Below are 10,750 nucleotides of genomic sequence, written 5' to 3'. Positions count from 1 at the left end.
GAAGGTACGCAGCCAACGTTGACGCTGGTGCCGCCGATGGCTCCCCGCTCGAGCAGCGTGACCCGGGCACCGTTTTCAGCCGCTTTCAGCGCAGCTGCCACAGCGGCGCCACCGGTACCGATAATCGCCACATGGAGCTGACCGGCTGGCTTTTCCACCGGTCGGTCGCCGCTCAGCCACTGGGCGGCTCTGCCAAGAAGTCCCGGCCGTTCGGTACTGCTCCCTTTGCTTTCGACTTCGTCTGCAGGCATAGCACGATAACCAAGTGCCCCCACTGCCGTCACGAGTGCCGACATGTCAAGCCTATTGCCCGTGATCTGCGCCCTGTTCGTAGGATAGTCGACGGACGCTGCTGTCACGCCAGGAACTGCCAGCAGGGCGTCCTCAACGTGCTTTGTGCAACTTGGGCAGGTCATTCCCGCCACGCTCAGACCAACTTTGTTTAACTCTTGCATTTTGCTCTCTCTTTTATCCATTCTGCCCACGGCGACTGGTACGACGCCTCGGTAAGTGGAACAGTCTTTCGCATCAGCGAACAGGCTCGGTGGGTCATTTACAGGCTGTGCACGCAATGACGGCCAGTAGAATCGCCAGACCGGCATCTCTACCTAGGTTCTGGCGACGCTGCCGTCATTTGCTGCCTTATTTCTTCAGTTCAGACGGGTAGCCTACGTCCGTCGTCGCCTTGCTCAGCGCCTGGACGCTGGTTTTCGCATCGTCGAACGTCACAACAGCCAGCTTGGTTGCGTAGTCGACCTCGATCTTGCTAACGCCCTCTACCTTGCTCAGTGCCTTCTTCACGGTGATCGGGCAAGTTGCGCAGGTCATGCCGGGAACGGTCAAGGTGACCGTCTGTGTGGCGGCCCAAGCAGGGGCAGCGAAGGTGGCGGCAAGGGCAAGGGAGGCAAACAGTTTCTTCATGATGAACTCCTGGTTAATAGAAAAATGGAACGACATAGGGAAATCCAAGCGCGACCAGGACCAGCACGGCCACGATCCAGAAAATCAGCTTGTAGGTGGCGCGCACCTGCGGAATCGCGCAGACCTCACCTGGCTTGCATGCCTGCACGGGCCGGTAAATCCGCTTCCAGGCGAAGAACAGCGCCACTAGCGCCGCGCCGATGAACAACGGTCGATAGGGTTCCAGCACCGTCAGGTTGCCGATCCAAGCACCGGAGAAGCCCAGGGCGACCAGTACTAGCGGCCCCAGGCAGCAGGTCGATGCAAGAATGGCGGCCAGCCCGCCGGCGAAGAGCGCACCGCGCCCGTTTTGTGGTTCAGACATACGTTGGCCCTTTTGAATTTGGATTGGATAGCGTAACCTTACTTCCGTACTCATGTACGGAGTCAAGCGATATGGAAAATAATTTGGAAAACCTGACCATTGGCGTTTTTGCCAAGGCGGCCGGGGTCAACGTGGAGACAATCCGCTTCTATCAGCGCAAGGGCCTGTTGCCGGAACCGGACAAGCCTTACGGCAGCATCCGCCGCTATGGGGAGGCGGACGTGGTTCGGGTGAAATTCGTGAAATCGGCACAGCGGCTGGGGTTCAGTCTGGACGAGATTGCCGAGCTGTTGCGGCTCGACGATGGCACCCACTGCGAGGAGGCCAGCAGCCTGGCCGAACACAAGCTCAAGGACGTGCGCGAGAAGATGGCCGACTTGGCGCGCATGGAAACCGTGCTGTCTGAACTCGTGTGCGCCTGCCATGCACGAAAGGGGAATGTTTCCTGCCCGTTGATCGCGTCACTACAGGGCGAAGCAGGCCTGGCAAGGTCAGCTATGCCTTAGCGTGCTTTATTTTCCGTTTTCTGAGGTGCCCCCATGGTGCGGTGCTCATCCAGATTGCGTCCACACGGATCAACGCAACACCTCGCGCAGTACCTGGCCCAGTTCAACCATTTGCGATGGATCGACTTTGAATGCGATGCGCAGATCTGCGCGATCAATATTGACTTCGATCTTGCTCGACAACGTTGTTGATCTCGGCAGTTCGGCACGCTGTGCTGACTCGACATGCAGAGGAACAAACTGGGGCACCAATGAAGACTGCGATGACATTGTCATTCTTGCTGGCTCGGTTCGCTCTTTGACCCAACGTGCCAGCAAACTGGGGTGTAACTCATGCTGCCTGGCCACATTGGCCAGTGACATGCCTGGCCTGGTGCACTGATCAACAGCCTCTTGTTTGAACTGCGCACTGTGTGTGCGTCGGGATCGTCCGCGTTTAACAACCAACTCAGTCATGACTACTCCACCAAAAAATTAGTGGAGTAGAGTTAACCAAAAACTAGCAACTCAAAACAAGATGGGTTTGCTGGGGGCTTACGCATTAGTCCGATTGCGGGCTCCAGAAACTGGCCCGATGCTGGGACCAATAACCCCAGTAATGCAATTCCAATCACAAACCAGACAAGGTTGGATTCAATGATGAAGATCAGTCGGCTCATATTCGCAAATCTAGTTTGAAGGTTTGACGCAAAATGTTTGCAAGTGCGCTGTTGGAGTGGTTTCGCCTTTAATGAACTTGGGCCAAGCGATGGACCGCGTTTATCCTGTTTTCTCGACCTGAAACACCACTTAAATTCGGGTGCGAAGCGCTACCATCTCACTTTTTGCTGTCAGCTCGCTTAATACGCCACATTCGGCTGACATACCGGGATTTAAGCATCGGTTACGCAGCCGAGTGAGATCCTTTTCCAGCAATTTCAGTTTCTGCATTTGAAGGCGCGCGTCAGCTAAGTGCTTGTCCAAGCAGTCGTTGACTTCATGACATGGCGTGCCAGCATCGTCTTGGATCGCGATGAGTCTGGCGATTTCCCGCAATGTCAACCCCAATGCCCGGCAGTTGCGAATGAAAGCCAGTCGCTCTAGAGCTTGCAAACCATAGACCCTGTAGTTTGATTCGGTTCTTGTTGCGTTGCCCAACAGGCCCTTTCGCTCATAAAAGCGGATCGTTACGGGCTGGCAACCGGCGGCTTTTGCTAAATCTCCGATCTTCATCCCGCCTCCATTGACTTTATACTAACTATAGGGTTTAGCATCGTTATATCCTGAATTCTTAAGTCGCCACATGACCACTGAAAACAATCATCAAGAGAGCACCTTTTCTATACCGAAGATGGATTGCCCTTCGGAAGAAAACCTGATTCGCATGGCATTAAGTAGTATTGATAATATCGAGTCGCTGCACTTCGATCTGTCCCGACGAGAACTCAAGGCCCGGCATCAGGGAGAACCTAATCGCTTGCTGGAACGCCTGCAGCCACTCAACCTAGGTACAATTTTACTGGATACTCAACCGTTGAGCGTAAATGTTGAGGCAGGCTTGCTGGTGAGTGTCTTTTCCGTACCGAAGATGGATTGCGCCTCCGAAGAGAATCTGATTCGAATGGCCGTCCAGGATGTGCCCGGCGTGCAATCGCTGTCGTTCGATTTAAGCAACCGGGTCGTTAAAGCAACCCACAATGGCTCGCCCAATGAGTTGTTGCAAAAGCTCGAATCGCTTAAGCTTGGAGCTATTTTACGAGAGTCTAAGCAGGCAACTTCCTCGCCTGCCTCTACCGCTGCGATTGATGATGCCGCCCAGGCGCGTACTTTGCGCCTTTTGCTCGGTATTAACGCTTTCATGTTTGTGATTGAGTTGACGACGGGCCTAATCGCTCAATCGACTGGCTTGATCGCCGACTCTCTTGACATGTTCGCCGATGCTGCTGTGTATGGTTTGGCACTTTATGCTGTGGGACGTGCGGCAAGCATGAAGTCTCGCGCCGCGCATCTCGCGGGCTGGTTGCAGCTACTCTTGGCCGTCGGGGCCTTGACTGAGGTTGCCCGGCGCTTTGTGTATGGTAGTGAACCAGAGTCCATCCTGATGATCGGAATGGGCGTCATAGCCTTGATTGCTAACGTGAGCTGTTTGCTTCTGATATCAGGCAAACGCGAAGACGGCGTTCATATGAAAGCGAGTTATATATTTTCCGCGAACGATGTGGTTGCCAATCTCGGCGTTATAGTGGCCGGTGCCCTGGTAATGTTTACTGCTTCTCCTTACCCGGACCTTGTTATTGGCACCATCATTGGTGTGATCGTTTTAAACGGTGCGCGTCGCATCCTGCAGCTCAAATGAAGATCCTCCGTCCTTGGTACTGGATCGCCTTTGCAACGCTATTTGCAGTGTTGGACCAGGCATCCAAAGCAGTGATTGAAATTTGGTTGCCTCTACACAACTCAATGCCAGTTGCCGAGAATTTCAATTTGGTTCATGTTCTCAATCCCGGTGCCGCGTTCAGTTTTTTGGCTGATCAGGCAGGTTGGCAAAGGTTATTTCTTGCCGGCATTGCAGCTTTCGCGTCTGTATTTCTGGTAGTTCTGATTGTTCGGAAACCAAGGCCCATTGAGGCGACTGCCTATTCCCTGATCTTGGGCGGTGCGGTGGGTAATCTCGTCGACAGAATTGTTCGGGGTGCTGTGGTCGACTGGCTCGACTTTTATGTCAATCATTGGCACTGGCCGGCCTTTAATTTGGCCGATGTGTGGATTGTCATTGGTGCTGGCTTATTGATATTGTCGGGTTTCAAGCAGAGGGCTATCACTACAGCGCAGTAGATTCTCTCATGTCTGATATGTTAATTCGCCTGTACTACAGGCAAGTCTGGTAACAGCTCAGCGGAATGCGGGGCTAACCCGCTGGAGTATTTGAAGGGCGTGATGGACCGACTGTCCACGCAGCCGTACAGTCGGATCAACGAACTGCTGCCGCATAACTGGAAACACGCCAACTAATCAAGACGGGTTTGCTAGGGGCTTACGTTGTGGCTCACCACCATGTAGTTTCGCAATGGCTGCCACAATAGGCAGGCCTAGCCCGTGATTGCTCCCAGTGTCGCTCCGTACCTCTTCAGCGCGAAAGAAGGGATTCAAACAAACGGTTCAATTTGACCGGGTCAATTGTCGAGCCCTCATTCGAATCTTGATTTAGAATCAAAGAACTGGAGATGTTACGGGCAACAATGAGAGTCAGCCCTCAATTAAAAATCATTTCCCAACTCTCAATATCGATGAATATCCGATCAGGTTGGGATCCAACATGAAAGATCTCAGTACTTCTTTTAACGCATCTAACTGCCATTTCTCTGCCCATGGAGAGAGCACTATCTTTTCCAAGGCCTTGTTCAAATCAAACTGAATGAGCTGAGGATTGTCATCAAAACTTTCATGGGATTCGGTTAAAGCGATGCGGAATTCCTGCTCAGCGAAGTAACCTTGCTGCTTGTGAAACGTAAAGAAAAAGTTTTGCTCATCGGAGACTCTATCGAGGATGTAATTGATATATTTAACCGGACCAACAATGTAGTCATTGGTCGGATCAAGTGCAGCAATCAAATTACCAGCAGTAGTTTTTAAAGCAACTCCGTTTTGTCTGCTACCGTAAACTCGCCACATCAAGGAGCACTCATCGTCAGATTGCTGCCAGCTCGTCACCCATGTTCTTTTGCGGATACTTTCTAGATTTTCCGTAAGGGCAACAACTTCGTCGATAGATCTCGAGAAACATTTGCTGTCGTCGGAAAAGTCAATATTCAGAGTTGCTGAATTGTTAAAGGGCATGCGGCCTTCAAAACCGTCTTCAAATTCAGAAAGATTCGTAAACTTCAGTTTTTGTCCGGTAAGGAGACTCAGAAATCCATAGATGTCCATATACCGCCACAATGAGGTACCGTCACTCCAGTCACCTTCATTTATACGTGCAACAGTGCCCAATCCACACCTCGTTCAAAACGGAAAATTCACGTAAAAATAACATGCCGACAGATCATCGACGTATCAACAGAAGGCGAGGGTGCACAAAGAGGTATCGATTTCACCAACACAAAAAACATGACCACCCCTAAAATGATGAATTGAATGTTGCAATGATCTGCTCTCTAAACTGACCAGCCCATTCCAACCGAGTACGGGAGTACCTCGTTTGTTCTGAATCGAAAATCTCTGGTTGAAGCGTTAGGTGCAGATCATCATTGCAGCGAATTTCCGAATAGTCGTTGAGCTTTGTTGAAGCATCAAAAGTCCTGCCAATCCTCTGTTCGGCGCCTATACGTGGACGAGAACCATCAAATTGAACAACACGAGACTCCGGGATTTCATGGTGAAGCTCATTTGCAAATTCGACTAGAGTTGGCTCAGCAAAAACAAACATCCAACCATCTTTATCGACATCATTGGTCATACGCAATATTCGACCCAGAACCTGTCGGAAATGCATTTCCGTTTTGACAATACTGAGGTGGCAACACACTTGCAACCTTGGAATATCAGTACCCTCGCTAATCATCCCAACGCTAACAATCCATTGTTCATTAGAGTACCTAAATGCATCGATCGTTTTCGAAGCATCGTGATCTCTGTAGGTGACCACTTTCACGGACTGCGCGAATGTATTTGAAAGCTCAGCGGCAATAACGTGTGCATGCTCAACCGATCGAGCCACAACAAGACCAGCCGCATTGGGGTTTGTAAGGCGAATTTCCTTAAGTTTTTGACACCCACGATTCAGCATGAAATGAACAGCCTGAGGATTTTGAATGAGTTGGTCATAGGTAATGCCATTCGAGCTCAGTAACTCGGCAAAGGATTCGAACGACTGGATTCCGCTTTGTTGATTCGTCAAGAGAATACGATCGTGATCAATGAGGACCAGCTTTGGATTTCGGCAAACTCCATCGTGGATTGCCTCGGCCAAACCATACTCATAATCACAGCGAACCTTGCCTTCAGGATCGGTGTATTTGGCAAGTACGATTGGCAAGTCATCACTGCGCCAAGGCGTACCACTAAGTGCAATGCTGAAAGTGGCTTTACTTTGAATTCGCAGCAAAACCTGTTCCCCCCAAGAATTTGAGTTTGAAAGATCGCTGCCAGCACAATGATGAACCTCATCCAAGACCACTAAAACACGATGGGAATCGAATATCTGCCAAAAATCCGCTTGAATGAATAACAAACTTTGGTAAGTGTAAGCGCCGCCTATTGCACCAATTTGTCCGTCAAATCGACGTCCAAGCACTTTGGTGAAAGTATTTGAGGTGTTTTGTGCAACTTCAATTGATGGTGCAAAGGTCAATACAAAATCGATTTTATTTGCTTGGAGCAGACTTTTAGCCAGTTCTGCGGATAGCCGGGTTTTACCCGACCCAGGCGTTGCCAAGCACATGAAATGTGACTGAGTTTTGAACCAGTTCAAAGCACGCGTAAGACAGTTGAATTGCCATCGGCGCAGCTTCATAAAACGGGATCTTTCGACATGCCAGCAAGCACGCTTTCAATGGCGCGAATCTTACCGAGTATTTTTGAACTGACATCCCTGGACTTAAGGTAATGAGGCTCGAGCTTGGCTTTAAGCTGCGGATAGGCTTGGTGCAAGCGCAGATACTCCTCGGATTCACCGATCGAAGACAGCAAATCGACCTGATAAGTTTTTACCAACTGATCCAATTCGTCTCGAATGCAGGGATCTTTGACCGGAAAACTGGGGGCCCCATGCTCGACTTGCGTGGGCTGTTTGGGCTGTTTGGGCCCCCGATCAACTGTCACTCTTTGCTTAAACACTGAGGCTACAAAAAGAGGGGTTTTGTTGTAGCGAGCAAATTCAGAAATGTCTTTGCTTTTTTCAAGCAAACCTGCGGTTAGAAGCCTTAGAACCACGCGGTACGCACGTTTGTGATAGTCACGCAAGGTCATATCTGTTTCATCTTTACATTCACGAATGATCGCGTCTCTCAATTCCATGACTGTGAAATTGTTCAAATTCCCCTCAATCAAAACTGAATAAAACTCGGGTGAAAGACTTCTTGTCATGATGCTCCATCGGTGTCATTTCCCCCCTGGCTACTGGCAACTGAAAAAAGGGGGTTTTGAGAAAGAACGGATTATAATCCGTGGCTATTAAAGCCGCAAATTTGGATAGTTCTTGCCTCTAGAGAGGCAACTATGCAAGACGTGGCAAAAATATTCGGCAGCAAAGTACGCGCAGCCAGAAAACTAAGGGGACTTTCTCAAGATGAATTGGCACTGAGAGCAGAAATTGATCGCAGCTATATGGGAAGGATTGAAAGGGGAGAGGTGCGTATCACCCTTGAAAAAGCCTACAAACTTGCAGCCACCCTCGGATGCGACATCAAAGAGTTGTTGCCGTAGTCATGAATTTGACCAAGCAACGCGGTGAGCCGTTGAAGTATCGGCGTGACGCTGATCATCGTCGGTGTGCAAATAAATAGAGGTTGTGCTGATTGACGCATGCCCCAGATTGTCCCGAATCACTCTCAAATCAACGCCTGAATTTGCCATGTGAGAGCCAGCGGTATGGCGAAGCCAATGGGCTGAAGCCGATTCAAGCTGAGATGCACGACGTACAGCGTGCATATCTCCTTGCATGCGCAATTTGGCCGCAACATCTGCAAACAAATCAGTCACAGTCCCATGTATGGAAGATCTACCAACCCTAATCCGAAAATTACGGGCTGAACCAAACAGCGGAACTTGCTCCCCTACACTCGGAAGACCAGACACCTGAACATAAGATCGATACAGCAACAACTCATCAAGAAACTCTCCTGAAATAGGAATTTGTCTCTCTTTATTGCCCTTACCAACAACCCTTAGCCACCACAAATCGTTACCGTCTGGGGCTCTTCGGAAATAAAAGTCCCCCATACAACCCTGTGAAACCTCTGAAATCCGCAAACCACCTAGGTAAAACAGTGAAAACAACCACCTCAAGCGATGGTACCTGGGCAGATCAGTTGATCTCAATTCAAGAATAAAAGCCTTCACCTCAAGCCATAGAATAGGATCAAGATAGCGTGTAACAGTTTTGGGCGAACTCGACGATCTGCGCTTGCCCAAAGCAAGCGGGTTACCCACCAAATACCCGGACTCAACCATCCAACTAAACATCGAATTAAGGATTACCAAGGTCTGCCTTTGACTACTTGCTGACAAAGGCCCAGCAAAGGGACGCCACCGTGGATCGTTGCGCCCAAATCGACGTCCTGGTGTAGACACCCAAAAGTCTACAGGCTGCGGGTCTAACAAGAATTGCCTATAGGCCTGAAGATCTTCATACACGAGTGAGGAAAGTGGTTTGGAAAGCTGCAAAACGGACCACAACAGTAGCCGCTCGGCCTCCTTGCGATAACTGTCAAATGTACTTTTTGAGGTTTGAAATTGCATTAGCCATGCAGAAATAGCATCTACATCCCGGTTTGCAGCGATTTGACGCGAACCGGAGGCGCGATTTACTCCAGTAGAACCATCAAACGCACTGATTTGGAATGCTGGATTCTTTGAAAACGCACTGGGAATAAGCTCAAAACTCAAAACAACCTCGGATGAATAAATACATTGACATTATAAGTGTAATGTCAAAAATAATCAATAAATTAGTAATTAGATTACGTATTATGTAATAATATATGACTCTTAGCCAATCTCTGTACAAGCAAATGAACGATGTAAACTCTGATGATGAAATCCGTCAGCTAATCCTTGAATTGATGAACCAAGGCTTGTCCACACTGGAAATTTACAAGAAAACGTGTGCAATCCTTTTTTATCAACATGGAATAATGCCGACACCAACCAGACTCTATGCGTTGGTTAGGAAAGGGAGCATGTCAACGCCAGGTAAAGCAATACAGGAATTTTTAGCACAGCAAAAAGAGAAGGGCAGAATAGAACTGGAGATTCCAGAAATGCCAGAATCGCTGAAAACGACGTTCACAGAAGCGCTAAAGGAGACTTGGCGAATCGCCTCTCAAATTAGCTCCGCAACGGCTCGTGAACAAAATGAACAGCACCAAAGGGAATTAAATCGTTTCACTCAGCAGATCGAACAACTGGACAACAAAAATCAAGCTTTGGAGTCTCGCATCGATGAAATGGCGCAAATCCTCGCTGAGAAAGACATTCATGTATCGGAGATGCAAAAGGAGATTGGTGAGGGTAAAACCAAACTTTCGCTGGAATCGAACCGACTCGCAATCGCCACAGATCAGTGTGAGGAGTTGAAAAAACAACTAGATAAAGCCAGACACGACTTTATTGCTGAAAGCCACAGAATGTCACAGGAGCACGAACAGGGATTGGCCAGATTGAAAGACCACGAAAACCGGGCATTAATGGAGATTGAAAGAGAACGACAAGCAGCAAATAAAGCAATCAAGGATGCCACGAACGCCCTGAAACTCCGAGAGGATGAATTAAGACAACGGGACGACAAACTCCTTGAACTCGCATCGGAGCTTGAAGAATCTAGGCGAGATTTAAGCGCAGCAAAGACAAAACTTGAAATGACCACCGCAGATCTTCAAACGATCCGCATCAGCTATGAAGAACAAACCAGGCTAAACGGCCAGCTTAAAGCTCAACTAGAACAACTCAGTGCAAAACAGAACATCACACATCCAAAAAATGGCCGCAGGAAAACCATGAAGCAGATTCATGATTGATTTCTGAAGTTTGCATAGATTTGGCGGTTGGAGTAGTGTGGAATGTTGCCTAGAAGTAATGCTTCTTTACAAAATTAAGCGAAAAGTACATTACTTTACAAATTTAGGCAAAAAATCGTTACAACTTTAATAGAACAGTCGCAATCGCAATTGGCTTTAAAAAGGGTTACCCAGAGTGACCCCCACCAATACTGACGATGATCTTCAGCCGGGATTGGCCGAAAAAGTACATAGGTTCTTCAAAC

General features: G+C 48.9%; 14 protein-coding genes and 1 pseudogene. 5 read left to right on the top strand and 10 right to left on the bottom strand.

Annotation, left to right across the window (positions count from 1 at the left end; genetic code table 11):
* The 4 genes and pseudogenes from ACVL1J_RS09760 to ACVL1J_RS09745 all read right to left on the bottom strand — a co-directional run.
* Positions 1-251: FAD-dependent oxidoreductase (locus tag ACVL1J_RS09760; protein ID WP_491665326.1), on the bottom strand; the 251-nt coding region annotated here is incomplete at its 3' end.
* A gap of 18 nt (positions 252-269) precedes the next feature.
* A pseudogene (locus ACVL1J_RS09755) lies at positions 270-416 on the bottom strand (cation transporter); the annotation flags it as partial.
* Between the two features lie 226 nt (positions 417-642).
* A complete protein-coding gene (merP, locus tag ACVL1J_RS09750; protein WP_171099019.1) occupies positions 643-921 on the bottom strand; it encodes a mercury resistance system periplasmic binding protein MerP in 279 nt (92 codons plus the stop codon).
* Positions 922-934: 13 nt separating this feature from the next.
* On the bottom strand, positions 935-1,285 hold the full coding sequence (locus ACVL1J_RS09745; protein ID WP_001294663.1) for a mercuric transport protein MerT: 351 nt from the start codon (positions 1,283-1,285) through the stop codon (positions 935-937).
* Between the two features lie 71 nt (positions 1,286-1,356).
* Here ACVL1J_RS09745 and merR point away from each other — a divergent pair, with 71 nt between their 5' ends.
* Complete coding sequence (gene merR / locus ACVL1J_RS09740) at positions 1,357-1,791, top strand: mercury resistance transcriptional regulator MerR (RefSeq protein WP_005303925.1); 435 nt, start codon at positions 1,357-1,359, stop codon at positions 1,789-1,791.
* Positions 1,792-1,860: 69 nt separating this feature from the next.
* Here merR and ACVL1J_RS09735 read toward each other — a convergent pair whose 3' ends face one another.
* The gene (locus ACVL1J_RS09735; RefSeq protein WP_291750750.1) at positions 1,861-2,247 is read right to left on the bottom strand and encodes a transposase; all 387 of its coding nucleotides are present in this window, start codon (positions 2,245-2,247) and stop codon (positions 1,861-1,863) included.
* A 333-nt stretch (positions 2,248-2,580) separates the two neighbouring features.
* Positions 2,581-3,003 (bottom strand): MerR family transcriptional regulator, encoded by a 423-nt coding sequence (locus tag ACVL1J_RS09730; RefSeq protein ID WP_491665322.1) that lies wholly within the window; start codon positions 3,001-3,003, stop codon positions 2,581-2,583.
* A gap of 70 nt (positions 3,004-3,073) precedes the next feature.
* On the opposite strand from ACVL1J_RS09730, the gene ACVL1J_RS09725 reads away from it, so the two are divergent.
* Positions 3,074-4,126: a cation transporter gene (locus tag ACVL1J_RS09725; protein WP_240605711.1), complete on the top strand. Its 1,053-nt coding sequence runs from the start codon at positions 3,074-3,076 to the stop codon at positions 4,124-4,126.
* On the top strand, positions 4,123-4,605 hold the full coding sequence (gene lspA / locus ACVL1J_RS09720; protein WP_171099011.1) for a signal peptidase II: 483 nt from the start codon (positions 4,123-4,125) through the stop codon (positions 4,603-4,605). The genes ACVL1J_RS09725 and lspA overlap by 4 nt, the downstream gene beginning before the upstream one ends.
* A 429-nt stretch (positions 4,606-5,034) precedes the next feature.
* On the opposite strand, the gene ACVL1J_RS09715 is transcribed toward lspA, so the two are convergent.
* The 3 genes from ACVL1J_RS09715 to ACVL1J_RS09705 form a co-directional block, all read right to left on the bottom strand.
* Positions 5,035-5,760 (bottom strand): hypothetical protein, encoded by a 726-nt coding sequence (locus ACVL1J_RS09715; RefSeq protein ID WP_171099010.1) that lies wholly within the window; start codon positions 5,758-5,760, stop codon positions 5,035-5,037.
* Positions 5,761-5,887: 127 nt separating this feature from the next.
* Positions 5,888-7,282 carry a DEAD/DEAH box helicase gene (locus ACVL1J_RS09710; protein WP_491665321.1) on the bottom strand — a complete coding sequence of 465 codons (1,395 nt, stop codon included), beginning with the start codon at positions 7,280-7,282 and terminating at the stop codon, positions 5,888-5,890.
* Entirely contained in the window at positions 7,279-7,854 is a 576-nt protein-coding gene (locus tag ACVL1J_RS09705) for a VspR family transcription factor (RefSeq protein WP_491665320.1), read from the bottom strand. Before ACVL1J_RS09705 ends, ACVL1J_RS09710 begins: the two co-directional genes overlap by 4 nt.
* Positions 7,855-7,986: 132 nt before the next feature.
* On the opposite strand from ACVL1J_RS09705, the gene ACVL1J_RS09700 reads away from it, so the two are divergent.
* On the top strand, positions 7,987-8,193 hold the full coding sequence (locus ACVL1J_RS09700; protein WP_008249195.1) for a helix-turn-helix domain-containing protein: 207 nt from the start codon (positions 7,987-7,989) through the stop codon (positions 8,191-8,193).
* On the opposite strand, the gene ACVL1J_RS09695 is transcribed toward ACVL1J_RS09700, so the two are convergent.
* On the bottom strand, positions 8,194-9,375 hold the full coding sequence (locus ACVL1J_RS09695) for a tyrosine-type recombinase/integrase (protein ID WP_171099002.1): 1,182 nt from the start codon (positions 9,373-9,375) through the stop codon (positions 8,194-8,196).
* Between the two features lie 125 nt (positions 9,376-9,500).
* On the opposite strand from ACVL1J_RS09695, the gene ACVL1J_RS09690 reads away from it, so the two are divergent.
* Positions 9,501-10,505, top strand: a complete 1,005-nt coding sequence (locus ACVL1J_RS09690) for a DNA-binding protein (RefSeq protein WP_491665319.1) — start codon at positions 9,501-9,503, stop codon at positions 10,503-10,505.
* Positions 10,506-10,750: the final 245 nt, after the last annotated feature.

It is taken from the genome of Limnobacter sp. G6BE5S (assembly GCF_058448965.1).
Note: the sequence above shows the minus strand (reverse complement) of the source record. Positions and strands in the feature narration are given on the sequence as shown.

Bases quoted from the DNA above. Each gene is read 5' to 3' on its own strand.
- merP (WP_171099019.1), bottom strand. From the start codon at position 921: ATGAAGAAACTGTTTGCCTCCCTTGCCCTTGCCGCCACCTTCGCTGCC.
- ACVL1J_RS09745 (WP_001294663.1), bottom strand. From the start codon at position 1,285: ATGTCTGAACCACAAAACGGGCGCGGTGCGCTCTTCGCCGGCGGGCTG.
- merR (WP_005303925.1), top strand. From the start codon at position 1,357: ATGGAAAATAATTTGGAAAACCTGACCATTGGCGTTTTTGCCAAGGCG.
- ACVL1J_RS09735 (WP_291750750.1), bottom strand. From the start codon at position 2,247: ATGACTGAGTTGGTTGTTAAACGCGGACGATCCCGACGCACACACAGT.
- ACVL1J_RS09730 (WP_491665322.1), bottom strand. From the start codon at position 3,003: ATGAAGATCGGAGATTTAGCAAAAGCCGCCGGTTGCCAGCCCGTAACG.
- ACVL1J_RS09725 (WP_240605711.1), top strand. From the start codon at position 3,074: ATGACCACTGAAAACAATCATCAAGAGAGCACCTTTTCTATACCGAAG.
- lspA (WP_171099011.1), top strand. From the start codon at position 4,123: ATGAAGATCCTCCGTCCTTGGTACTGGATCGCCTTTGCAACGCTATTT.
- ACVL1J_RS09710 (WP_491665321.1), bottom strand. From the start codon at position 7,282: ATGAAGCTGCGCCGATGGCAATTCAACTGTCTTACGCGTGCTTTGAAC.
- ACVL1J_RS09705 (WP_491665320.1), bottom strand. From the start codon at position 7,854: ATGACAAGAAGTCTTTCACCCGAGTTTTATTCAGTTTTGATTGAGGGG.
- ACVL1J_RS09700 (WP_008249195.1), top strand. From the start codon at position 7,987: ATGCAAGACGTGGCAAAAATATTCGGCAGCAAAGTACGCGCAGCCAGA.
- ACVL1J_RS09690 (WP_491665319.1), top strand. From the start codon at position 9,501: ATGAACGATGTAAACTCTGATGATGAAATCCGTCAGCTAATCCTTGAA.